Origin of the sequence: Pseudomonas triticicola, from assembly GCF_019145375.1 — a bacterium.
GTDB classification, from domain to species: Bacteria; Pseudomonadota; Gammaproteobacteria; order Pseudomonadales; family Pseudomonadaceae; genus Aquipseudomonas; species Aquipseudomonas triticicola.
Map to the genome: position 1 here is coordinate 3504938 of NZ_JAHSTX010000001.1, position 24664 is coordinate 3529601.

A 24664-nucleotide genomic window follows, 5' to 3' on the forward strand; every position below is an offset into this window, starting at 1 on the left:
CTCCACTACCACGGGGGGTTTGGGGGGGCTTTGGCCCTTGACTGTTGGTTCAAACATGGAGAGATCGGGATGGTATTTTCATCCAACGTGTTCCTGTTTCTGTTCTTGCCGATCTTTCTCGGCTTGTACTACCTGAGCGGGCAACGCTATCGCAACCTGCTGCTGCTGATCGCCAGCTACGTGTTCTACGCCTGGTGGCGGGTGGACTTCCTCGCGCTGTTCGCAGCGGTCACGCTGTGGAACTACTGGATCGGCCTCAAGGTCGGTGCCGCCGGCGTACGAACCAAACCGGCGCAGCGCTGGCTGCTGCTCGGCGTGGCCGTCGACCTGTGCATTCTGGGCTACTTCAAGTACGCCAACTTCGGTGTCGACAGCATCAACGAGATCATGACTTCGTTCGGTCTCGAGCCGTTCATCCTCACCCACGTGCTGCTGCCGATCGGTATTTCGTTCTACATCTTCGAATCGATCAGCTACATCATCGACGTGTACCGTGGCGACACGCCGGCGACGCGCAATCTGATCGACTTCGCAGCATTCGTGGCGATCTTCCCGCACCTGATTGCCGGCCCGGTTCTGCGTTTTCGCGACCTCGCCGATCAGTTCAACAACCGCACGCACACCCTCGACAAATTCTCCGAGGGCTGCACGCGGTTCATGCAGGGTTTCATCAAGAAGGTCTTCATCGCCGACACCCTCGCCGTGGTCGCCGACCATTGCTTCGCCCTGCAGAACCCGACCACGGGTGACGCCTGGCTTGGTGCGCTGGCGTACACCGCGCAGCTGTACTTCGACTTCTCCGGTTACAGCGACATGGCCATCGGCCTGGGCTTGATGATGGGTTTCCGCTTCATGGAAAACTTCAAGCAGCCGTACATCAGCCAGTCGATCACCGAGTTCTGGCGCCGCTGGCACATAAGCCTGTCGACCTGGCTGCGTGACTACCTGTACATCACCCTCGGCGGTAACCGTAAAGGCACGCTGATGACCTATCGCAACCTGTTCCTGACCATGCTGCTCGGTGGTCTGTGGCACGGCGCGAACATCACTTACATCATCTGGGGCGCCTGGCACGGCATGTGGCTGGCAATCGAGAAAATGCTCGGCCTGAACACCTCGCCGCGCAGCCTCAACCCGATCCGCTGGGCACTGACTTTCCTGCTGGTAGTGATGGGCTGGGTGATCTTCCGTGCCGAGAACCTGCACGTCGCCGGGCGCATGTACGGCGCGATGTTCAGCTTCGGCGACTGGTCGCTGTCGGAACTCAATCAGGCCAGCCTGACCGGTCTGCAAGTGGCGACCCTGGTGGTGGCTTACGTGACCCTGGCGTTCTTCGGTCTGCGTGATCTGTACACCAATCAGCCGCCAGCCAAGACCAAACCGGAAGTCAACGTCAAGGCCGATGGCCCTGCCACGGCGACGCCGGGAATGATCAAGGCAGCACCTGGGGAAAATCCGGCGAGCATCCACGAACCTGGCTACACCGTCGGCGTCGAAGCCCAGGTGCAACCGGCCTACTGGACCGCCGACTGGTCGCGCTACGTGATGCGCGGGCTGATCCTACTGCTGTTCATCGCCTCGATTCTCAAACTCTCGGCGCAAAGCTTCTCGCCGTTCCTTTACTTCCAGTTCTGAGGGATCTGACATGACCCGCTCATTACGCATCTTCTACATCGCCCTGTTCCTGGTGACGCTGTTGGTCCTCGGTCTGTGGTCGATTCGCAGCTTCTTCGGCTTCAGCACCAACGCCGACGCGACGGTGCTCAATGGCCGCTGGACCAAGGCGGTGGAAACCCACTACGACGATGAATTCCCGATCAAGCGTCTGGGCACCAACCTCTGGGCCGCGCTGGATTTCAAACTGTTCAACGAAGGTCGTCCGGGCGTCGTGCTCGGCCGCGACCAGTGGTTGTACAGCGATGAGGAATTCAACCCGATCGTCAACGAACAGCAGAACCTGCAAGGCAACTACGCGCTGGTCGAAGGCGTGCGCCAGACCCTGAAAGAGAAAGGCGTGAAACTGGTGATGGCGATCGTCCCGGCCAAGGTGCGTCTGTATCCGGAGCATCTGGATGAAGTGAAGCCTTCGAGCATTCACCAGAACCTGTATCAGGATTTCCACGCCCGTGTCGCGGCCGACAAGATCCTCGCCCCTGACCTGCTCGGCCCGCTGCAACAGGCCAAGCAGAACGGTCAGCAAGTGTTCCTGCGCACCGACACCCACTGGACGCCGGAAGGCGCCGAGATCGCCGCCAACACGCTGGCGAAAACCATTGCCGAGAAATTCCCGCTGAGCGGCGAGCCACAGCGCTTCGTTACCACGCCAGCAGAGAAGGTCACGCACAAGGGCGATCTGCGTCTGTTCCTGCCGCTCGATCCGCTGTTCGAAAACATGATGCCGGCGCCTGAGCCACTGCTCAAACGCAACACCGTTGCCGCCGAGCAACCTGCCGGTGACGACGCCCTGTTCGCCAACAGCGAAGTACCGGTCGCGCTGATCGGCACCAGCTACAGCGCCAACCCCAACTGGAACTTCGTCGGTGCGCTCAAACAAGCGCTGCACAGCGACGTCGTCAACTACGCCGAAGACGGCCATGGCCCGATTCTGCCGATGCTCAGCTACCTGAAAAGCGATGACTTCAAGAACAGCCCGCCACAAGTGCTGATCTGGGAGTTTCCTGAACGATATCTGCCTGTGAACAACGAAATCGGCGACGCCGACCCGCAGTGGGTCGCAGAGCTCAAACAAGCCGGCGCCCGCCAACAAAACGTAGCCATCAACACTAAATCCGAGACGCCCGATCGGGCGCAAAACTGAAAGAGAGGTACACCATGACTTTCACTACTACTCCTCGTCGTCTCGCTAAAAGCTTCGCACTGGTTGCTGGCCTCAGCGTACTTTCCGTCCCAGCCTTCGCCGGCGGCGACGCCGCGCTGTATGGCCCGACCGCACCGAAAGGCTCGACCTTCGTGCGTGTCTACAACGCCAGCAACGCTGAAGTCAGCGCGACTGTCGGCAGCACCAACCTGAGCGATATCGCGCCACTGGCCAGCAGCGACTTCAGCTTCATGCCAGGCGGCGACTACAGCGCCAAAGTCGGCAGCCAGACCCTGCCGGTGAAACTCGCCGGTGACCACTACTACACCCTGGTCAACAACGCTTCCGGCGCGCCACAACTGATCGAAGAGCCGCCGTTCAAGAACAAGCAGAAATCCCTGGTGCGCGTGCAGAACCTCAGCGACAAATCGCTGACCCTGAAAACCGCCGACGGCAAGACCGACGTGGTGCCGAATGTCGCTGCCAAGGGCCGTGGCGAACGTGAAATCAACCCGGTGAAAGTCAGCCTGGCGCTGTACGAAGGCGACAAGAAAGTCGGCGACGTGAAACCGGTCGCTCTGGAGCGCGGTGAAGCAGCGGTGCTGTACGTCACCGGCAACGGCAGCAACCTGTCGCCAGTCTGGGTGAAACGCCCGGTGTCGACTCGCTAATCGCTCGAGCTATCAGCTACTAGCTTCAAGCTGCAAGTGAAGTGCTTCTAACTCACCACTTGCAGCTTGCAGCTCTCAACTGCATTTTATGGAGTAAACATTATGATTCCGGTGATCTTGTCAGGTGGTAGCGGTTCGCGTCTGTGGCCTCTTTCGCGCAAGCAATTCCCCAAGCAATTCCTCGCCCTGACCGGCGAACACACACTGTTCCAGCAAACCCTCGAGCGCCTGGTGTTCGAAGGCATGGACACGCCGATCGTGGTCTGCAACAAGGAACACCGTTTCATCGTCAACGAGCAACTGGCCGCACGCAATCTGGAATGCCAGCGCATCCTGATGGAGCCGTTCGGCCGCAACACTTCGCCGGCCGTGGCGCTGACCGCGATGATGCTGGTCAATGAAGGCCGTGACGAACTGATGCTGGTGCTGCCGGCCGACCACGTGCTGGAAGATCAGAAAGCCCTGCAACGCGCGCTGGCCCTGGCGACTGTCGCAGCCGAGAACGGCGAGATGGTCCTGTTCGGCGTACCGGCGACCAAACCGGAAACCGGCTACGGCTACATCAAATCCACCGCTGATTCGCTGCTGCCAGAAGGCGTCAGCCGCGTCTCGCACTTCGTCGAAAAACCGGATGTGAAGCGCGCCACCGAGTACGTCGAATCCGGCGGCTACTACTGGAACAGCGGCATGTTCCTGTTCCGCGCCAGCCGCTTCCTCGAAGAACTGAAAAAGCACGATCCGGACATCTACGACACCTGCCTGCTGACCCTCGAGCGCAGCCAGCAGGACGCCGACACTGTCACCCTGGACGAAGCCACTTTCGCCTGCTGCCCGGACAACTCCATCGACTACTCGGTGATGGAAAAAACCCAGCGCGCCTGCGTGGTGCCGCTGAGCGCCGGCTGGAGCGATGTCGGCTGCTGGTCGTCGCTGTGGGAAGTCAACGAAAAAGACGCCAACGGCAACGTCAGCAAAGGCGACGTGGTCATCCAGGACAGCAAGAACTGCATGATCCACGGCAACGGCAAACTGGTCTCGGTGATCGGTCTGGAGAACATCGTCGTGGTCGAAACCAAGGACGCGATGATGATTGCCCACAAGGACAAGGTCCAGGGCGTCAAGCAGATGGTCAACACCCTCAACGCCCAGGGCCGCAGCGAAACCCAGAACCACTGCGAAGTCTATCGTCCGTGGGGCTCGTACGACTCGGTGGACATGGGCGGGCGTTTCCAGGTCAAGCACATCTCGGTCAAGCCGGGCGCGTGCCTGTCGCTGCAGATGCACCACCACCGCGCCGAACACTGGATCGTGGTCAGCGGCACCGCCGAAGTGACCTGTGACGAAAACGTGTTCCTGCTCACCGAAAACCAGTCGACCTACATCCCGATCGCCTCGGTGCATCGCCTGCGCAACCCGGGCAAGATCCCGCTGGAAATCATCGAAGTGCAGTCGGGTTCGTACTTGGGTGAAGACGATATCGAGCGTTTCGAAGATATCTACGGCCGCTCCACCCCGATCGAACGCGGCGTGTCGGTGAAGACCATCGCGCAGTAATCAATCACTAAAACTAGAAGCCCTCGTCCAGCCCGTTGCGTTCCCTATCCGCAGCGGGCTGGGCGGGGGCTTTTTTTGGTTTAGCCGAAGCCAGAGTTTCGCCGAGGTCTGTTCATCCACTTGTCTTCGGCGGTTGCGCCATCAATCGCATGAACACCCTCCAACGGCGCTGTAAAACCGGCAACCAGCAGTTGTTGCGCCCATGGGCTCGGTGTTTCACCGTGTTCTGCAAGCTGCGCTTGATGCCGTGCAGACGATGCCGCGTTCAACGACTGAAAGTCTACTGTGGGTGTACTCGAAGGCGGTGACAACGGCGCATTGACGGGGGTGGTCAAAACTCTGTGTTGAATACGCGTCTGCGCCTCTGAAATATTCATCACGTTGCCCAGGGCAACACCCGCTGCTCCAACCAGCTGTACGGCAGGATTGGAGGCGTGCATCAATAATTTCCCACCGACCTTGAAGCCCGTGGCGACAGCTCCCCGTCTTTTAGCCAATACGTTGGGATCTTCAACAGGGCTGTTGAAAGCGACAGACAAGGGTCCCATCACCCGACTGGTAGCCTCCTCTCCCACCACTCTGTTCATCGCTGATGAAACCAGCTCTCCGGAGTGATAAAGCACAGCACCGGAGGGCGACGCCGTGTTCGTCCGGGCAGCAGCGATAACGTGGGCCTGATGGGTGTTGAGCATGGAGTTGTCCCGGGCACCCAGCTCCGCCAGTACCAAGGGTATTTCACCGCGGAAGGCCTGGACGTCAGGGTTGGGGTCATTCTCGAAGTAACGGCGCACGGGCTGCATGCCGGCGGCTTGCACGGGATTGACCAGTTTTTTGTCGGCAAGATCGTGATACACCCGATCGCCAGCAGGCTTGTCGGGCTTGTCGGGCTTTCGCCCGTCGCTGTCCCTGTAAGTCATTGGGTTATTGCGCAGCGCGCGATAGCGATTATGGCCGTCGATCGCTCCGCCAGGATCGCTATTCAGCCAGCGTTGCAGCCACGGCACGTAATAGCGAAACCCGTAATAGTAAAGCCCCGTGGCGTCACGTTCCTTTCCCGAATACCGCGCGGTCTTGTAGCTGACGGCGGGTTCTTCGGCCCACGCCGTTGCACCGAATGGATAAAAATGCTCGCGGCTGATCAGCTGCGCATCTGCGCTCAGCTCAAGACTGATCGAACCCAGATGATCATTGAAACTGTATCGGTAGAGATTATTGAGGCCGGTCGGCGGTGGGCTTTGCCAATGCAGGACGCGTACATTGCTGAGCACGGTCTGCACGATGATCACTTGCAGGCTCTCACCCGTGCCAGTGTCGGTGCGTAACTCCAGCGCCGGCAGATAACGCACCTGGGCAAGAAGACTGCGCGCAGAGGTCCGTGACGAACGCATTTTGCATACCCGCTGACCGGCGCCGTCATAGAGATAGCTTTCCCGGTCATCGGCATCTGATCGGCGTGAGACGACCACGACCGAGTCCAGCTGGCAACGCAGATTCCACTGCAACTGGCGTCCCTGATCCAGCACCAGCAAGTTACCCCGCGGATCGAAAGCTGCAGCGATCTCTGCCTCGGAGGGCGGCTTACCGTCGCGCCACGGCAAACACCGATTGCTATAGGGCGCGGCCTGCAGTTGATGACCTGGACTCTGTTGGCCGACGTGAGTCAGCTCGCGCAAATTGCCGCCGGCGTCGTAACGATAACGCTGGCTGTAGTTGGCGACAGCGGTCGGCCCGCCACCGGCAGCGCCGGCCTCCCAGCCAGTGGCATGGGACAACTGATAAAGACTGTCATAGCGGTAACGACTGACCGGCTCGATACGCTGGTTGGCGAACCAGCGCACCGGCAATGCCTGGTCTTCGATGCTCAGCACATTGCCCATCGGGTCATAAGCATACAACAGGTCCTGCCAAACGTTGCCCTCTTGATCCTGAGCATGACGCATGAGCAGACGGCCGTCTTCAGGGCGGTAGCTCAGCGTGGTCAGAACGCCGTTACCTGCCAGCTCCTGGGTCACCTGACCTTCGGCGTTGTACCGAATATCACTGACCACAGGATGGTCTGAAGTCTGATACCTGAGCCGTAGATCAACCCCGCGTAATCGTCCGTCGTGAGTCAGCGCGAATACCTGCCGATGACCAGCGGCATCCACCTGTTCCAGCACGGAGCCCAGCGGTGAAAAGCGCCATTGCGTGGTTGCCCCTTCGGACTCCAGCGGTACCTTGCGCTCAACGTCAGCATCTGGCCAATCCGGCACAACCGGATCGAGCGCGAAGTGTCGGGTGTTTTCACAACACTGGCCGGTGATTGCGAATTGCTCGAACAGGACACTACCGGCCGGATCGTCATGCCGGATCAACTGACCGAGCTGATTGCGCAGCGCCTCGCCAAAGCCGGGCCGGCCATAGGCAAAACGCTCGGCGCAGCGGCGAGGTACGCCTGTGCCTTCTTCGAACACCGCGACAGGGCGCAGCAAGTCATCGTATGCAATCTCGCGGCATGTGCCACGGCTGTCCCAGTTGAACAGCGTCTGGCCGGCCAATCCCGGCAACCGGACCTGAACTCCCGCATCGCTACTGTCCGAGCGCAGCGCGATATCGTTCAAGGCATGGGTGGTGGTGAGGCTGGCGGGCGCTTGCGGATCGATCACCTGCAACGCCCACAATCGCGCATCCCATTGTTTGACTGCACGTCCGGCGGCGTCGCGTAACGTCCGCTCGATCCGGGGCTCGCTTGCCAGCGCCGCATCGGCGCGCCAGTAGTTGACGTTGAGGATGGCCAAACCGCGCGGATCGTTCACGGCAAGCGTTGGCGTATTGCTGTGGATGCCCATAGTGCGTCAACGTCCCAGTGTGCCCTTCGCTCATGAGAGCAAGCGCGGACCTGGATGCCTACTGTCAGAAATTACAGTCCCGACCAACGGTGCACACAAACTCGTGCCGAATACCCATCGCGCCATGCCTTCGGTAGGATAGGGCTCATTCACCCGTGGAGCGTTCAAGCATGTTCATCGGCATCCTGCTGGTCATCACCTGGCTGATCCTGCTGCTGCGCTATCCGGCCAAGGCCTTGCCGGTGTCGGTGGCCGCTGCCATAGGCCTGGGCTTTGTAGCCATGTGGGTGGTGTGGCTGGACAACCGCGAAATCAAACAACTGGCGCGCCTGGAACTGCGCATTGCCTACGCTCCCGAGCAATGCCCGGCCGACCGTCCGCTGCAATTGAAGATGAACAATGGCAACAATGTGCCGCTGACCGAACTGCGCTGGCGCATCGCTGCCTACGCGCCGGGCGATACGGTCAACCTCGCCGACAATCAATACACTGCACCACGCTATCGAGGCCCCGGCGAACTGCAGGCCGGCGCGACCTGGGAAGATTGCCTGCCACTGCCGCCGCTGCGACCCGGCTACCGCCCGCAAACCCTGGAGTTTCGCGCCGAGCATTTGCAGGGTAGTTTTGCCGACTGATCCCCTCCCCCGACTTTTTTGCACAAGGAATGCGCCATGCCCGTTGCGTTGATTACCGGTTGTTCCAGCGGCATCGGCCGCGCCCTCGCCGACGCGTTCAAAGCCGCCGGCTACGAAGTCTGGGCCAGTGCGCGCAAGGCTGAAGACGTCGCTGCGCTCAGCGCCGCCGGTTTCACCGCGATTCAGCTGGACGTCAACGATGGCGCCGCGCTGGAACAACTCGCCGAGCGTCTGAACCAGCAACATGGCGGCCTTGATGTACTGATCAACAACGCCGGTTACGGCGCGATGGGGCCGCTGCTCGACGGCGGCGTGCAGGCGATGCAGCGCCAGTTCGAGACCAACGTGTTTTCGATTGTCGGCGTCATCCGCGCGTTGTTTCCGCTGCTGCGTCGGGCCAAGGGGCTGGTGGTGAATATCGGCAGCGTGTCAGGTGTGCTGGTCACGCCATTTGCCGGCGCCTACTGCGCTTCGAAAGCGGCGGTGCATGCATTGAGCGATGCCTTGCGCATGGAACTGGCACCGTTTGGCATTCGTGTGATGGAAGTCCAGCCCGGCGCCATCGAATCGAGTTTTGCGAAGAATGCCGGACATGAAGCCGAGCAATTGATCAACGAGCAATCGCCGTGGTTTCCATTGCGTGAAGGCATTCGCGCACGGGCCAAGGCATCGCAGGACAAACCCACCCCGGCCAGTGAGTTTGCTGCCGAGCTGTTGAAAGCGGTGCGGCAGAGCAAGCCGCCACGGCTGGTTCGCATCGGCAACGGCAGTCGGGCGTTGCCGTTGTTGGCGGCGTTGATGCCGAAGGGTTTGCTGGAATCGACGTTGATGAAGCGGTTCGGGTTGCGCGCAAAGCTCTGATTCACATCAGTGAAATTGCCAAATCAGCCGATCAACGTAGAATGCGCCGCACTTGAAGCATGCAATGCTTCAAGTGAACCGTATAGCGCATGGAATCGCTGGTGCACGCATCGAAGCAAGGGAACTGCTGAACACTGATATCCCCCTTCCCCGGCGTTTCTCTACGGAAACGTCGCTGCTTTGTTTGCCTGCCTGACGACGCCCTGCGTACGCTTCACTTCAGATCAGGACCAACTTTTGAAACTTCTCAACGTGTTGCCTTTGGCACTGCTCACATGGCTGGCGGGCTGTTCCACTCAAGAAGTGCCCCTCAACGACACCCTGCCGAAATTGACCGCGCAAGCGCTCTTGCCCGCCGTCAACGCAAATGAATACTGTAATCCGCAGATGGACAGCGACATTCTGTTTGGCACAGGTTTGCTGATGTTCGAGGACGGATCGCGGGATGTCGCCCAAACTTGCCTGGTCATGGCGGCGCCGAACCACCCTCGAGCGTTTTGCTACCTGTCCACAATGGTGATGCAGTCCGGCGACCTGAGCAAAAACAAAAACCAGGTTTTCAACTACACGGCTTACGCGGCAAAGCAAAATGACTGGTGTGCGGAGTACGGCCTGTACGATATGTACAGTTCCGGCACTCTCGGGGCGAAAAAAGACGCCAAACTTGCCATGCGCTGGCTGCTGCGCTCATCGCAACACGGTTATCCGGATGCCCAGAAGGAACTGATCAATCAGTACGAAAAACAGGACAACCTGCCCGAAGCTTACGCGTGGAGCAAATTCCTCATCGATACTGAGGACGCCGCCATCGGCACCACACTCAAAACCCGGATGACCCCGAGCCAGGTTGCCGAGGCTGACAAACGCTACAACGACCTCGTCCCTCAGGTCGCCAGCAAGGCGGCATTGGCCGCAGAAGAACGAGCAGAGGACGTCGCCCGCTACTCCGCCCAGATCTATCAAGACTATCCGGATACCTTCAAGGGCCTGACGTCCGCCGAACGTCAGGCCTACATGACTCAGTCGATCGGCGATGCCATGGACCTGCCATTCATCAGGAACCGAGATCATGTATTGATCTACATTGTGATCAATCGCGCCGCTCAGTTGAAAAAACCTGACGCAAATATTGCCAATGATCAGCGGATCATCACCCTCATTGAAGACAAAAGGTTATCAGTCGATGAAACCATCGAGTCCGGACTGCGGGTGGTCAAAACGTTCTACCGATAACCCCGATCGCGAGCAGGCTCGCTCCTACAGTGGATCTTCGGTGTCATGCAGATCCAGTGTAGGAGTGAGCCTGCTCGCGATTCAGGCGACCCGGTCCTTCATATATCCGCCGCAGCCTGATTCACCACCACCGTGCAAGTAATCCCCGCCGCCAGCAACACCCCCGCCGGCACCTCATCAATGTGAATCCTTACCGGCACCCGCTGCGCCAGGCGCACCCAGTTGAACGTCGGGTTCACATCCGCGATCAGTTCGCGGCTTTCCGGATTGTCGCGGTCGTAGATGCCGCGGGAAATGCTCTCGACATGGCCCTTGAGCACCTCGCCGCTCATCAACTGCATATCGGCTTTGTCACCCACTTTGACGTGCGGCAGTTTGGTCTCTTCGAAAAATCCGTAAACCCAGAACGAGTTCATGTCGACCACGGCCATCTTCGCCTCGCCAATGCGCGCGTAGTCGCCGCGATGCACATTGAGGTTGGTCGCGTAACCGTCCACCGCCGCGCGTACTTCGGTGCGTTTCAGGTTGAGTTCGGCGGCTGCCAATTGCGCCTGGGCGTGTTGGTAATCGGCCAGCGCGGCGTCAGCGATGTTGCTGGCGTCGTCGCGGTTCTCCTTGGAGATCACCAGATTGTCGAGGTCGGCGCGGCGGTGGGCGTTGACCTTGCGCATTTCCCAGGTCGACTTGCGCGAAGCCACCAGTGACTGCGCCTGCTTGACGGCGATGCGGTAGTGCTCGGGGTCGATGCGCATCAGCAGATCGCCTTTCTTCACCAGTTGGTTGTCACGCACCGGCACTTCGACCACTTCGCCGGTGACGTCGGCGGCGACGTTGATGATATCGGCACGCACGCGACCATCGCGGGTCCACGGCGTGTTCATGTAGTGCTCCCACAGCGTGCGGCCGATCCACAGCGCCAGGGCCAACACCAGCAGGGTCGCGAGCAGGCTGAAAAACTTTTTCATCAAGATGTTCTCAACGGTAGACAGTCAGCGCCATCGCGCCGAACAGACAGGTAAACAGGCTCAGACGCAGCAGCGCCGGGTGCCAGAAAAAACGGTACAGGTCGAACCCCGAGAGGAAGCGGTCAACTGCCCAGGCCAGTCCCGCAGCAATGAAAAACATCAGGGTCATGGTCGGCATGTACACGCCGTGGAAGGCGATTTCACGAGGCATGGGCGAGTCCTTCGGGCCGGGCAGAAGCGAATTGGGCGAGGGGTGATTGCGGGTCGAGCAGCGAGGTGCGGATGAAGTGCAGGTAGCTTTTCACCCGGCGCAACGCCGAGGTATCGAAGTGCGGCGCGAACGGCTCATCGGTGGCGGCAACGCGGCTGATCGCATGATCGACGGCCACCAGTGCGCGTTCGAGATTGCTCGCGTTCGGCTGCAAAAACAGGCGCACCAACGCGCGCCCCATCACGCGGATTGCCTGGCGCCACGGCTGCGATTCGGCATACGCCGGGTGCACCGGCAGGATCGCCTGTTCCTTGCGCAATTCGATGATCGCGTGGCCGACTTCGAGCACCACGAACATCCAGCGCAGCAGACTCTTCTGCACCTTCGGTTGCCCTGCCGCGAGGCCATAGGCCTGATGCAGCAGATCGCGGGTGCGGCTCTCGAAACGCGAGGCCAGGCCCTTGAGTTTGCCGCTGATCGCATAGACCACTTGCCCGCGCAGATCCTGCTCCAGGCGCTGCCACAGCCAGCGACTGTTCGGCGGCAGAATGATCGCTCCCGCTGCGGCACAGACGAGCATGCCCATGACCATGGCGATGTAGTCGTTGATGAAGGTGTAGGGGTTGTAAATCGTGAGGTTGTCCGGCACTGAACCGGTGCTGAAAAAGATCAACAACCCGAGGCCGACACCGGCGTATTGCGGTCGTGAAGCGAGGAACGAACCGAGCACGATCACCGGCGCGAGCATCACGCAGAGCAAGGGGAAACCGTCGATCAACGGGAAGATGAAAAACATCTCGACGAAGCCGATCAGTGCGCCGAGAAACGTGCCGCAGGCCATTTGAAAGGCCATGCGTTTGGGGTTCGGTGTGGCGGCGGAAAGGCCGACGGTGGCGGCGGCGATCAGGGTCATGGTCGCCCCGCTCGGCCACGCGGTGGCCACCCAATAACTGCCCAACACAATCAGGATGAACGAGGCACGAATTCCCGACGCGGCTGCGGCCCACCAGTTGGTTTGCGGGATGAAGGGCTCGTCCCAGCGCTCGCGTTCGTGGCGGTGCTCGGCCAGGGACGCGTGGGTCTGTGCATAGCTGTGCAGGTCATCGACGAAGCGGTAGAGCAATTCGTAGGCGGTGTGGAAATCCAGTTGTTCGGCTTCGCTCGGAGCCGTGTCCTGAAAGATCCCGCGCAGGGTTCGGACAAGTGCCGGCAGACCTTCCTTGTAGGTGGCCAACGCGGTCGCCAAACGTGCCGCATCGGGGCTGGTCAGGGCGCGACCGCTGAAGCTGTCGAGCACTTCGGCGAGGTCCTGCAAGCCCGGTTTGATCGCTGCCACGACATGCTCTTCGCCATTGCCGCGCAGGCGTTCAAGCAACTGATGCAAGGCGTTGAAGCGCGTGGTGATGCCCATGAACTCACTGTTCAAACGACTCAAACGACCGTTGCGCCGGCGCATGTGCGGGTCTTCGAACACGGTCACGCTGCGCAGCCCTTCCAGGCCGACGGCTTCGGCAATGAAGCGCACGTTGCTGGCTTCGAACGCCTCGGCTTTGCTGCGCCCGCGCAAGCCATCGGTGACGAACAGGGCGAACACACCGAAGCGCTGATACAAAGCGTTGCGCATCGCCGCACTGGCGGTCTGCGGCAGAATCGCCGCGCTGATCAGCGTCGAACAGAGAATCCCCAGCGAGATTTCCAGAACCCGCCATACCGCCGCCATAAAGGCGCCGTCCGGGTGCGCCAGCGCCGGCAGACCGACCATCGCTGCGGTGTAACCGGCGAGAACAAAACCATACGCGCGAAAGTTACGGCAACGTGCGGCACCGGCCGAGCAGATGCCGACCCAGATCGCCAGCGAGCCGAGAAACAGCTCCGTGTTCTGCGCGAACAAAGCGATCAGCGTGACCATCATCGCCGACCCGGCCAGCGTGCCGAGCAAGCGATAGAAACTCTTGGCGAACACCTGACCGCTCTGCGGCTGCATGACGATAAACACCGTGATCATCGCCGTACGCGGTTGCGGAAGTTCCAGACGCATCGCCAGCCACAGGGTGAGAAAAGCGGCGAGCAACACCTTGAAGATATACACCCAGGTCACACCATCGCTGCGTGCCCAGTCGAAAAAACCGCGACGCCATTCCAGGGAGTGGAGCCAGCGAAGAGGGGCGGGCAAGGAGGTCATTGAAAATACTCACGCATGCAATGCGGACTCGGAACCTGTGGGAGCGAGCCTGCTCGCGAAAGCGGCGTGTCAGGCAACAGGTTCATTGACTGATACGCCCTCTTCGCGAGCAGGCTCGCTCCCACAATGGATGCTGTGTTCACCGCAGCAGCGCCGGGGTTTTCGGGGCTTGGGTCTGCTCGGCAGTCGGCACGTCATCACCGGCACCGAGGCCGCCCCCCAGGGCAGTCACCAGCTCGGCATGCGCACTCAACCGCGCCGCCTGGACCTGCTGCTGCACTTGCTGCTGTTTGAACAGCAAGGTCTGCGCATTCAGCACATTGAGGTAATCGGTGAGGCCGCGTTGGTAGGCGATCATCGCGATGTCGTAAGTCTTCTGCGCTGCGGCCACGGATTCGGCAGCGAATTCCTGCTGCTTGTCCATCGACTCGCGGCGGATCAACTGATCGGAAATGTTCTTCAGCGCGTTGATCAGGGTCTGGTTGTAGTGCGCCACAGCGATGTCATAACCGGCCGCCGCTTCGCCCAATTCGCTACGCAGTCGACCGCCGTCGAAGATCGGCAACGAGATCGCCGGGCCAACGTTGTAGTTGAGTTTCTTGCCGGTCAGAAACTCCAGCGCGCCGCCGCCCGTGGCCATGTAGCCGAGGCTGCCGACCAGATCGACGTTGGGGTAGAAACCGCCGTGGGCGACATCGATGCCGCGCGCCTGCGCCGCCACTTGCCAGCGACTGGCGACCACGTCCGGACGCTGGCCGAGCAGTTCGGCGGGCAATGCCGAGGGCAACTTCAACGGTGCCGCGAGGGACAGCGTCGGCCGTTGCAGTTGCGCAGCGGCGCCCGGGCCTTTACCGGCCAGCGCAGCAATCTGGTTGCGGCTCAGGGCAATTTCCTCGTCCAGCGCATCGAGTTGGCGATGGGTTTCCGGCAACGGCGTTTCGGCCTGGCTGACTTCGAAGTGCGTGCCGATCCCGCCGCTCAGGCGTTTCTGCGCCAGATCGAGAATCTGCTGTTGCTGTTTGAGCATTGCGGCAACGATGTCGCGCTGGGCGTAATGCAGCGACAGTTCGATGTAGGCGCGCACGATGTTGTTCTGCAGTTCCAGCTGCGCCAGTCGCGCCTCGGCCACACTCACATGGGCCAGATCCACCGCGCGTTCACTGGCATTGCGCTCGCGGCCCCAGAGGTCGAGGGCGTAACTGAAGCCGAGCGCGGCGTTGTTGTCCCACGTGGTGGTGTTGGCCAGATCGCCGGGGCCGTAGAACTGATCGGTCGGCCAGTTGTGGCGCTTGAGGGTCGACTCGGCATTGATCTGCAACGCCTCAGCCGCTTCGGCAACACCGGCCATAGCCTTGGCCTGACGCACCCGCGCAGCGGCCATGGCCATGCTCGGGCTGCCTTGCACGGCGAGGTCGATCCAGCGATCAAGTTGCGCGTCACCAAACGCCTGCCACCATTGGGCGCTGGGCCAGTGGGCGTCTTTGGCGGCCTCGCCAATGGCCGCGTCAGTGGCCAGTGAATCGGCCGCGAGTGCCTCGCCGTGAGGGGCAATGCCTTGAGTTGAGATGCAGCCGCCGAGAGCCAGGGTTAAAGCCAGAACACTGAGCGGCAAAAGCGCTCTGTTGATGCGACGCGGCACAGCTGCGAATTCCTGAGAAAGGGATCAATCGAGGGACTTGTGTAGGAGCTGCCTCTGCGGCGATAAGCTGGGATTTCTGTGAATCTTTGTTACGGTTAACGAGATAATCCCTTGGTCGGGGGTCTCAGCCCCTGAAACTTCGTGTCACAATTTGCCATCTCCCTTGAGAGCACCCCATGGACACTTTGCAAAACATGCGCGCCTTCAGTTGTGTTGCCGAAGCGGGCAGCTTCACCGCCGCCGCCGTGCAACTGGACACCACCACCGCCAACGTATCGCGCGCGGTCTCCAACCTCGAAGCCCATCTGCAAACCCGTCTGCTCAATCGCACGACCCGGCGCATCGCCCTGACCGAGGCCGGCAAACGCTACCTGCTGCGCTGCGAACAGATCCTCGCCTACGTCGAAGAAGCCGAAGCGGAAGCCAGCGACGCCCACGCGCGCCCGGCCGGCCAACTGAAAGTGCACACCATGACCGGCATCGGTCAGCACTTCGTCATCGACGCCATCGCCCGCTACCGCAAGACCCACCCCGACGTGACCTTCGACCTGACCCTGGCCAACCGCGTGCCGGACCTGCTCGACGAGGGCTACGACGTGTCCATCGTGCTGGCCAGCGAACTGCCCGATTCCGGCTTCGTCTCGCAGCGCCTGGGCATCACCTACAGCATCGTCTGCGCCTCGCCGGCCTACGTAAAAGCCAACGGCGCCGCACAGAAACCCAGCGACCTGCTCAACCACGCCTGCCTGCGCCTCGTCAGCCCGGTGATCCCCCTGGAAAAATGGGCCTTCGACGGCCCGGACGGCCAGGAGACGGTCACCATCAACAGCTCGCCGTTCCTGGTGAACTCCGCCGACGCCATGAAAACCGCCATCACCAGCGGCATGGGCGTCGGCGTGCTGCCGGTCTACGCCGCCATCGAAGGCCTGCGCAACGGCACCCTGGTACGGGTGATGCCGAACTACCGCTCGCAGGAACTCAACCTCTACGCGATCTACCCGTCTCGGCAGTACCTGGATGCGAAGATCAAAACCTGGGTGGAATATTTGCGCGGATCGTTGCCGGAGATATTGGCGGCGCATCAGGCGGAACTGGTTGCTTATGAATTGACCGGGAGTTTGGCAGGTGTCCGCGTCGCCACCTGAGTTTTAAACACTCGCAGGTTTCGTGCAGGAGCTGACGAGTGCAACGAGCCTGCGATCCTTTGATTTTGCTGTTTAAAAATCAAAAGATCGCAGCCTACGGCAGCTCCTACATCGCGTTGTTTACGGGGAAGTTTCCGACAGGTTTTGTAGGTTGTCCGTCGGAAGTGCGCTGGCTAGGATCTGACGGTTGCTGACGAATCAGCGACCGGACTTGGTCGTCCGGGTTTAGAATGGCGCACATTTTTAAGCATGCTTAATGGCGAGCTGTGCGTGGGAGGGCCTCGGCCCTGCCGGGTTTCCATTCCCTGGTCGACCAACCCGCGTACGGTTCGCCACCCGATTGCTTGGTCGCAGTCAGTGGCGAACTCCACTTCCCGAATGGAGTTTCACCATGTTCAAACCCACACCCAATCCCCCCGAATCCGAAAGCACCTCTCCCTACCAATCCCCCGACTCAACGAAACTCCACGACGCCGCCGAGCGTGCGCTGGATCACTACCTCAAACCGGCCACCACCGCGCAGCAAAGCCACAAACCCAGCACCATGTTCCAGGTCGCCCCGGACCAGGACAACGAAAGCCTGCTGGCCCACGCCTGCGAATCCCTCGCCTCGGCGAGCATCATGAGCAGCGACATCGCCGCCCACGTCGACAGCCCACAGCGGCACACCATACTGGCCATCCAGCAGGTGATCATGCTCGCGGAACTGGCGGTGAACCGCGTGCTGGATAACTACGAAATCCACCAGCCCCCGTCACACAATTGAACCTCTGTGGGAGCGAGCCTGCTCGCGAAGGCTTCGGCACATTCAACATTCGGGTGTCAGATAAACCGCTTTCGCGAGCAGGCTCGCTCCCACAATTCTGGATCGTGTACATCAGCAAGATAGGAGTCGGCTGTCAGGCCGCCTTCGCTGGCAAGCCAGCTCCCACAGGGACGGGGTGAATCTGGCAGAGAGAGGTTGGCAGTGGAGACGCTTTCTCGAGCAGGCTCGCTCCCACAGTTTGAATCGAGTACATCAGCGAGAAACTGGTCGGCTGTCAGGCCGCCTTCGCGAGCAGGCTCACTCCTACAAAAGCAAAGGCAAAGCATCGCAGCTGCCCGCGGCGAAGCCGCCCCACTCAACAATGAGCGCAAGCTCGAGTGCTTTTGATCTTGATCCACCGGCGACGTCGGAAGGCTGAGCGGAGGGATTGATCCGGGCGTGGGAGCGCAGCGACCGTCTGGCGCAGCCAGACACAGCGGAAGGAGGTGCAGCGAAGCAAACCGGAGCCGCTGCGCCCGGATCAGTCCCGGAGCGAAGGAACCCGAGCCTGCGAGGGCCGAACGTAGGAGCAAGCCTTTTGGGTTACCTTTTTGGCGTTTGAAAAAGGTGACCCGCCGTAAGGGCGGAACCGTAATCCGCAACACCCGCAGAAACGGATATACACCCAAAACCCCAAGAGCTTGGTCGGCCCAGAGGCCGCCAAGACAACCCGAGCGAGAAAATGTTAGCGTGCTTGCAATCAAGCCCCGACGAGCCCAAGCCCAATGAAAAAAACAGTCCTGGCCTTCAGCCGCATCACCCCGCCCATGATCGAACGCCTGCAAGAAGAATTCGACGTCATCGTCCCCAACCCCAAGACCGGTGACATCAACGCCCAGTTCAACGAAGCCCTGCCCCACGCCCACGGCCTCATCGGCGTCGGCCGCAAACTCGGCCGCGCACAACTGGAAAGCGCAACCAGACTCGAAGTGGTCTCGAGCGTCTCGGTCGGCTACGACAACTACGACCTCGACTACTTCAACGAACGCGGGATCATGCTCACCAACACCCCCGACGTGCTCACCGAAAGCACCGCCGACCTCGCCTTCGCCCTGATCATGAGCAGCGCCCGCCGCGTCGCCGAACTCGACGCCTGGACCAAGGCCGGGCAATGGCAGGCCAGCGTAGGCGCCCCGCTGTTCGGCAGTGATGTGCACGGCAAGACCCTCGGCATCGTCGGCATGGGCAACATTGGCGCCGCCGTCGCCCGCCGTGGTCGCTTCGGCTTCAACATGCCAATCATCTACAGCGGCAACAGCCGCAAGACCGAACTGGAACAGGAGCTCGGCGCACAGTTCCGCAGCCTCGATGAGCTGCTGGCCGAAGCCGATTTTGTCTGCCTGGTAGTGCCGTTGAGCGACAAGACCCGCCACCTGATCAGCCATCGCGAACTGGCGCTGATGAAGCCGAGCGCGATCCTGGTCAACATCTCGCGCGGCCCGGTGGTCGACGAACCGGCACTCATCGAAGCTCTGCAAAACAACCGCATCCGTGGCGCCGGCCTGGACGTCTACGAAAAAGAACCGCTGGCCGAATCGCCGCTGTTCCAGTTGAAAAACGCCGTGACCCTGCCGCACATCGGCTCGGCCACCACCGAGACCCGCGAAGCCATGGCCAACCGCGCACTGGCCAACCTGCGCAGCGCCCTGCTCGGCGAACGGCCGCAGGATCTGGTCAACCCGCAAGTCTGGCGCGGTTGAAAAAAAGGGCCAGCGCAACATTGCGCTGGCCCTCACCTTACATAACTTGCAACCGAACAAAAACGCCGGACCAAGTAACAGCAATATAAGCTCTCGCAACTTATCAACTTATTGATTAATTGCCATGGAGAGCCAATCCCGTGAACACCCTGACCACCGACAAACTCATCCGTTACAGCAAAGTCATCTTGATGGCTTATATAAGTTTCTTTGGCCTGCTGGTAATGATTCACAACTTCACTGACTATGAGTCCAACTACACTTACGTTGCACATATCCTGAGTATGGACACCACCAATGCCAGTGAAAATATCATGTACCGCGCGATCGATTCGCCGATGATCCATCACCGGATCTACTGGTTCATCATCACCATGGAAGTCATCTATACCGTGCTCTGCCTGATCGGTATTTACCAGTTGTATCGCTACATCGATGCATCGCCAGCGGCATTCCATGAAGCCAAGAAGTTTTCAATCATGGGCATATTGGTCGCCATCTTCATCTACTACGTATGCCTGCAAACGGTCGGCGTCGAGTGGTTCGACATGGACACTTCGCAATCCTGGAATGCCAAGGACTGGGCGCGACATATTGTCGACTTCATCTTCCCGGTGATGATCTACATCACTTTGAAAGTTGAGCGCTGAAACCCAGCGCTCGCTTTATCAAGCCAACTTCCCTTGACCCGCAGACAACAGCACTTTCGGTTTACGAAACACCAGCACGTTGCCCAGCATCACCAACACCAGCCCGACCAGCGCCGGTGCGGTCCATTGATAACCTTCGGCAAACGCCGACACGTTCAACGCCACCACCGGGAACAGCACCGTGCAGTAAGCCGCTCGCTCCGGGCCCATGCGCCCGACCAGCGTGAGATATGCAGTGAAGCCGATCACCGAGCCGGGAATCACCAGATACAACAGCGCCCCGACATAACGCGGCGACCAATCCATGTCGAAGGGTATGCCCTTGATCAGACACCACACCGTCAGCATCGCCGCGCCGTAGGCCATGCCCCAGGCGTTGGTGGTCAGCGGTCGCAATCCCGCTTTCTGTTGCAGACTCGAGAGCATATTGCCGGCTGAAAAACACAAGGTGCCGCACAACGCCAACCCAAGGCCGAGCAGGGTTTGCGGGCTGGCTTGATGCCCGGCCAGCTCCGGCCAGAACAACAGCCCCAGACCCGACAGCCCCAACGCACCGCCGAGCAACACATTGCGCGCAATGCGCTGGCCGAAGAACACCCGCGCATTCAAGGCGTTCCACAACGTTGCCGTAGAAAACACCACCGCCACCAGACCGCTTGGAATCCACTGACTGGCGGTCAGAAAACACATGAAGTTCACGCAGAACAGACATAACCCTTGAGCCACACAAATCAAATGCCCACGGCGGTTCATCGGTTGCAGGCGTCGGCTGAGCAGCAACAACGCAAATAACACCAACGTGGCGAGGCCGAAGCGATAGACAATCGACACCGGGATTTCGACCACGCCCAATTGCCATTTCAAGGCAATCCACGTGGTGCCCCAGATCAGCACGGTCAGCAAGTACAACGACAGGTTCATGGCACACACTCCTTAAACAGGCCTTGAGTGTCTGCCTCGGGCAGCCTTCGTCGCTTGCACAATCTTGCGCTTTTGTCTGGCGGCAGGCTGGCAGGGCGGCGTCTACGGAGTAGGATGCAAGGCGTTGGAGATAACCGAACATGGCCGCTATCGATACCCTGCAAGTCTTTCAAGCCCTCAACCGCTCGCCGAATGCACGCCTTGTGCACAGCGCCGAGCTCGGTGACGGCATGTCTGCGGCTTTGTGGACCAACCACCACGATGCCCAGGAATACGAAGCGCCAAGTCATCACACGCTGTCGTGCTACGTCGCCGGCGGCACCGGCACATTCCGTCGTGGCCAGCCGGGCCGCAAAGGCGGGCCGGACAAGCTGTGCATCCTGCCGGCCGATCACGAATCGGGCTGGGTGATCAATGGCGATATCCGTCTGGCGCACCTGTATTTCAGCGCCGAACAATTCGCCCTCGGTTGCGTCACTTTGCTCGATCGCGAACCGCGCGAGATGCAATTACGCGAGCAGACCTTTCTCGACGATCCGCAGCAGGCGCAGCGCTTCCGGCAATTGCTGAATCTGAACTGGCAAGAGCCGGCCGAGCGCTTGCTGACCAGCAGCCTCGCCCATGAATTGATCAGCCACACCTTGCTCAGCCAGGTGGGTGCGCGACAGGGCTTACGCTTGAAGGGCGGACTCGCACCGCACCAGCGCCGACAACTGGTGGAGTTCATCGACAATCAGTTGGCTGAGCCGATCAGCCTCGGGCAACTGGCCGGGCTGTGCGCACTGTCGGAATATCACTTTGCGCGGATGTTTCGCCTGAGCTTCGGCCTGCCGCCGCATCAATATGTGCTGGCGCGGCGCTTGAGCCGGGCACGGGAATTGTTGCGCGGCACGGCGCTGCCCTTGGGGGAGATTGCGCTGGCGTGCGGGTTTGCCAGTGCGAGTCATTTCACCAACCGGTTCAGGCAGGTTTTGGGTGGGACGCCGGGCGAGTATCGGCAGGCGTTATTGCGGTAACCCCATTCCCCTCACCCCAGCCCTCTCCCAGAGGGAGAGGGGGCCGACCGAGGTGTCTTGCGGTGTACATCGACCTGAAAAATCGCATCGATTATGGATTCCAAGCATTACTTTCAGGTCGGTGTATCTCTCGAATATCCCACGGTCAGTCCCCTCTCCCTCCGGGAGAGGGCTAGGGTGAGGGGCTTTTGATCTTGCCTCAAAACTCCAGAGTGCTGGAAAGCGAAACCTGCCGCGAATCCCCCATCGACACAAAGAAGCGGCTCGCCGACGAGGTGTAATAGGTGCGATCAAACAGGTTCTTCACGTTCAACTGAAACTTGACCTTCTGCCCCTCAACCGTGGTGTCGTAAGTGGCAAACGCATCCGCCACGGTGTAGCTCGGCAGATCGAAATCGTTCACCGCGTTGCCGGCACGCTCGCCGACGTACCGCGCGCCCGTCCCGACACGCAGTTGGTCGCCGCCAAACACATTGCCGAAGTCATACACCGCCGACAGCGAGCCGGAATTCTTCGCTACGTTTTGCAGGCGCTTGCCTTTGTATTCCGGGTCTTCGGTGACTTCGGCATCGGTGTAGGCGTAGCTGCCGATCAGGTTCCAGTGCTCGCTGAGTTGCCCGCTCAGGTCGACTTCCAACCCACGGGAACGCACCTCGCCAGCGGCGCTGTAGATCGTCGTCGGACCTTCGGAGTTGGCCACCAGCACGTTGCGTTTCTTGATGTCGAACAACGCGATATTGCCGGTGATGCTGCCGGGCATATCCAGCCGCGCACCCAGCTCCCACGACTTGGCTTCCTCCGGCGCGATGCTGCCGTCGAGCACGGTACTGCTGCCGCTCAGCGGGGCGATGGTCGAGTTGGGTTTGAACGATTCGGTGTAGCTGCCGTAGAACGACAGCGCGTCGGTGTAGCGATACACCAGCCCTGCGCGCGGCACCCACTTCTGCCCATTGCTGTCGGTATTGGCCTTGAACGGCACGCCTTTGCCGGCGTACTGGTCGTACTCCTGAAAACGTCCGCCAGCGACCAGAATCCACTGCTCGTTGAGGTGAATCGAATCCTGCAGGAACAGCGAATCGCTGCGCAGTTTGTCGGTCTGCGCGCTGTCGGGCGCACTCACCGTAGTGCCCATCACTTCGCGGCCATAAACCGGATTGAGGTAGCTGAACGTGGTCAGGCTTTTCTGCCGGATCAGATCCTCGCGGTAGATCTTGCGATATTCGTCGTCGACGCCGAACACCAGATCATTCTGCATGCCCAGCACATTCACTTTGCCTTCGAGGCTAGCGGTGGTGAAACGATCGGTGCTGATCGCGTTTTGCGTGCCGTCCATGCTGCGCGTCAGTGTGCCTTTGTTGGTGTCGATCGCTGTCACGCGCACCTGGCTGGCGTCGTAGGTTTCACGGTTCCAGCTGTAGCCGAAGTGAGCTTTCCAGTCGTCGTTGAGTTCATGGTCGGCTTCGAAATGGTAGAGATCCGAACGCCCTTCCATGTCGTTGAACGGCTCATCGAGACGCTGCTTGCGCGAGATATCCAGCGGATGATTTGTGCGCGGATCGATCAGCGTGCCACGGTCGAACGGGGTGAGAAATTCGCGGTGCTCGTAGGCGAACAACAGCTTGGTGCGCTCGCCATACCAGGCCAGCGATGGTGCGATCAGCGTCTCGCGGTGAGTGCCGAAGTTGCGCCAGTAATCTTCGTCTTCATGATCAACAACCATGCGATAGGCGAAGCCGGAATCGCCCAGCGCACCGGTGCTGTCGAAGGCGCCGCCGCTGCCGTTCTTGCCGTCACCGTAGGTCGAACCGCGCACGGTCACGGCGTTGTACTGGGTCAGTTCCGGCTTCTTGCTGACCAGGTTGACCACGCCACCCGGATCCTGAATCCCATAGAGCAACGAGGCCGGGCCCTTGAGCACTTCGACGCGATCCACAGTCGCGTTCATGCCACGGCCCTGCACCAGCGGCATGCCGTCGCGCATGATCGAGCCGTTGCGGTTGTCGCCGAAGCCGCGAGTCATCACCGAATCCTGCGTACTGCCCAAGGTGTTGCCCTGGGTGATGCCGCTGACATTGGCCAGCGCGTCGTCGAGATTGCGCGGCGCCTGATCGCGAATGACCTGCGCCGGGATGACATTGACCGTCTGTGGGATTTCTTGCAGCGACGCCGATGAGCGCATCACCGAACTGGTTTCCGGTGGTTGATAACTCATCGATTCGTCGCGCGTGGACGTGATGGTGGTGGCGCCGAGATTGAGCGCGCCTGCGGTCGGCATCGGCTCAAGCGCCAGGGTATGACTGTCGGTGCGGCGGAAGCTCAGGCCGGAGTTGCCGAGCAGGCGTTGCAGGGCCTGTTCGGCGCTCATCTGGCCGTTGACTGCCGGAGCATTGAGGCCGTACGGCGCTTCGTCGGTGTAGACCACGCTCTGCCCGGTCAGACGGCTGAAGTCGCTCAGGGCCTGCGGCAACGGTTTGGCGGCGAGGGCAAAATTGAATTGCTGTTGCGCCTGATTGCTCACCGCTTCTGCCGCCAGCGCGATACTCATCGGCAGCAATGCCAACGCGGAAAAACTCAGCGCTGACATGCCCAACCACTGTTTGACCGAACCGGATTTTGCCCTGGACTTCATTGCTCAATGACCTGTGTAGAACCGCAACGGATGCGAATGGCTCGCAGTTTCAGTCACTACACGGATGGGGCTCGGGGTTACCTCACCTTTAATTTGAAAATATTTTTCGGGGAATTTGTTGCCTGGGCTGACGCCTTCGCGGGCAGGCCCGCTCCCACCTTTGGAATGCGTTCCCTGTGGGAGCGAGCCTGCTCGCGAAGA

19 protein-coding genes are annotated in these 24664 nt (G+C 60.4%); 12 read left to right on the forward strand and 7 right to left on the reverse strand.

Annotated features, from left to right (window positions below; translation table 11 throughout):
• The first annotated feature begins 69 nt into the window (after nucleotides 1-69).
• From KVG85_RS15655 to KVG85_RS15670, 4 genes are all read left to right on the forward strand, one after another.
• Nucleotides 70-1635, forward strand: a complete 1566-nt coding sequence (locus tag KVG85_RS15655; RefSeq protein ID WP_133334825.1) for an MBOAT family O-acyltransferase — start codon at nucleotides 70-72, stop codon at nucleotides 1633-1635.
• A 10-nt stretch (nucleotides 1636-1645) separates the two neighbouring features.
• Nucleotides 1646-2818 (forward strand): alginate O-acetyltransferase, encoded by a 1173-nt coding sequence (locus KVG85_RS15660; protein ID WP_016771604.1) that lies wholly within the window; start codon nucleotides 1646-1648, stop codon nucleotides 2816-2818.
• A 14-nt stretch (nucleotides 2819-2832) separates the two neighbouring features.
• The gene (locus KVG85_RS15665) at nucleotides 2833-3489 is read left to right on the forward strand and encodes an alginate O-acetyltransferase AlgF (RefSeq protein ID WP_137215452.1); all 657 of its coding nucleotides are present in this window, start codon (nucleotides 2833-2835) and stop codon (nucleotides 3487-3489) included.
• 102 nt (nucleotides 3490-3591) lie between these two features.
• Nucleotides 3592-5043: a mannose-1-phosphate guanylyltransferase/mannose-6-phosphate isomerase gene (locus KVG85_RS15670; RefSeq protein ID WP_186568165.1), complete on the forward strand. Its 1452-nt coding sequence runs from the start codon at nucleotides 3592-3594 to the stop codon at nucleotides 5041-5043.
• 80 nt (nucleotides 5044-5123) lie between these two features.
• Here the strand turns inward: KVG85_RS15670 and KVG85_RS15675 are convergent, their stop codons facing one another.
• The gene (locus tag KVG85_RS15675; protein ID WP_217864298.1) at nucleotides 5124-7871 is read right to left on the reverse strand and encodes an RHS repeat domain-containing protein; all 2748 of its coding nucleotides are present in this window, start codon (nucleotides 7869-7871) and stop codon (nucleotides 5124-5126) included.
• Between the two features lie 170 nt (nucleotides 7872-8041).
• On the opposite strand from KVG85_RS15675, the gene KVG85_RS15680 reads away from it, so the two are divergent.
• The 3 genes from KVG85_RS15680 to KVG85_RS15690 all read left to right on the forward strand — a co-directional run bounded on the left by KVG85_RS15680 (nucleotide 8042) and on the right by KVG85_RS15690 (nucleotide 10600).
• A complete protein-coding gene (locus tag KVG85_RS15680) occupies nucleotides 8042-8506 on the forward strand; it encodes a multidrug transporter (protein WP_217864299.1) in 465 nt (154 codons plus the stop codon).
• 36 nt (nucleotides 8507-8542) lie between these two features.
• Nucleotides 8543-9367, forward strand: a complete 825-nt coding sequence (locus tag KVG85_RS15685; protein WP_217864300.1) for an SDR family oxidoreductase — start codon at nucleotides 8543-8545, stop codon at nucleotides 9365-9367.
• A 237-nt stretch (nucleotides 9368-9604) separates the two neighbouring features.
• On the forward strand, nucleotides 9605-10600 hold the full coding sequence (locus KVG85_RS15690) for an SEL1-like repeat protein (RefSeq protein WP_217864301.1): 996 nt from the start codon (nucleotides 9605-9607) through the stop codon (nucleotides 10598-10600).
• A 98-nt stretch (nucleotides 10601-10698) separates the two neighbouring features.
• On the opposite strand, the gene KVG85_RS15695 is transcribed toward KVG85_RS15690, so the two are convergent.
• The 4 genes from KVG85_RS15695 to KVG85_RS15710 all read right to left on the reverse strand — a co-directional run bounded on the left by KVG85_RS15695 (nucleotide 10699) and on the right by KVG85_RS15710 (nucleotide 15597).
• Nucleotides 10699-11565, reverse strand: coding sequence for an efflux RND transporter periplasmic adaptor subunit (locus KVG85_RS15695; protein WP_217864302.1), 867 nt, complete (start codon nucleotides 11563-11565; stop codon nucleotides 10699-10701).
• 10 nt (nucleotides 11566-11575) lie between these two features.
• Nucleotides 11576-11776, reverse strand: coding sequence for a DUF1656 domain-containing protein (locus tag KVG85_RS15700; RefSeq protein WP_016771611.1), 201 nt, complete (start codon nucleotides 11774-11776; stop codon nucleotides 11576-11578).
• Nucleotides 11766-13958, reverse strand: coding sequence for an FUSC family protein (locus KVG85_RS15705; protein WP_217864303.1), 2193 nt, complete (start codon nucleotides 13956-13958; stop codon nucleotides 11766-11768). The genes KVG85_RS15700 and KVG85_RS15705 overlap by 11 nt, the downstream gene beginning before the upstream one ends.
• Nucleotides 13959-14097: 139 nt before the next feature.
• Complete coding sequence (locus tag KVG85_RS15710; protein ID WP_217864304.1) at nucleotides 14098-15597, reverse strand: efflux transporter outer membrane subunit; 1500 nt, start codon at nucleotides 15595-15597, stop codon at nucleotides 14098-14100.
• A gap of 176 nt (nucleotides 15598-15773) precedes the next feature.
• On the opposite strand from KVG85_RS15710, the gene KVG85_RS15715 reads away from it, so the two are divergent.
• The 4 genes from KVG85_RS15715 to KVG85_RS15730 all read left to right on the forward strand — a co-directional run bounded on the left by KVG85_RS15715 (nucleotide 15774) and on the right by KVG85_RS15730 (nucleotide 19897).
• Nucleotides 15774-16742, forward strand: a complete 969-nt coding sequence (locus tag KVG85_RS15715) for a LysR family transcriptional regulator (RefSeq protein WP_039759257.1) — start codon at nucleotides 15774-15776, stop codon at nucleotides 16740-16742.
• A 391-nt stretch (nucleotides 16743-17133) separates the two neighbouring features.
• A complete protein-coding gene (locus KVG85_RS15720) occupies nucleotides 17134-17508 on the forward strand; it encodes a DUF6124 family protein (protein ID WP_130900389.1) in 375 nt (124 codons plus the stop codon).
• A 764-nt stretch (nucleotides 17509-18272) separates the two neighbouring features.
• On the forward strand, nucleotides 18273-19247 hold the full coding sequence (locus tag KVG85_RS15725) for a 2-hydroxyacid dehydrogenase (RefSeq protein WP_217864305.1): 975 nt from the start codon (nucleotides 18273-18275) through the stop codon (nucleotides 19245-19247).
• A gap of 140 nt (nucleotides 19248-19387) precedes the next feature.
• Nucleotides 19388-19897, forward strand: a complete 510-nt coding sequence (locus KVG85_RS15730; protein ID WP_217864306.1) for a DUF2165 family protein — start codon at nucleotides 19388-19390, stop codon at nucleotides 19895-19897.
• Between the two features lie 18 nt (nucleotides 19898-19915).
• Here the strand turns inward: KVG85_RS15730 and KVG85_RS15735 are convergent, their stop codons facing one another.
• Nucleotides 19916-20818, reverse strand: a complete 903-nt coding sequence (locus tag KVG85_RS15735) for a DMT family transporter (protein ID WP_217864307.1) — start codon at nucleotides 20816-20818, stop codon at nucleotides 19916-19918.
• A 140-nt stretch (nucleotides 20819-20958) separates the two neighbouring features.
• On the opposite strand from KVG85_RS15735, the gene KVG85_RS15740 reads away from it, so the two are divergent.
• Nucleotides 20959-21834, forward strand: coding sequence for a helix-turn-helix domain-containing protein (locus KVG85_RS15740; RefSeq protein ID WP_217864308.1), 876 nt, complete (start codon nucleotides 20959-20961; stop codon nucleotides 21832-21834).
• Between the two features lie 199 nt (nucleotides 21835-22033).
• Here the strand turns inward: KVG85_RS15740 and KVG85_RS15745 are convergent, their stop codons facing one another.
• Nucleotides 22034-24463: a TonB-dependent siderophore receptor gene (locus tag KVG85_RS15745; protein ID WP_217864309.1), complete on the reverse strand. Its 2430-nt coding sequence runs from the start codon at nucleotides 24461-24463 to the stop codon at nucleotides 22034-22036.
• Nucleotides 24464-24664 lie beyond the last annotated feature (201 nt).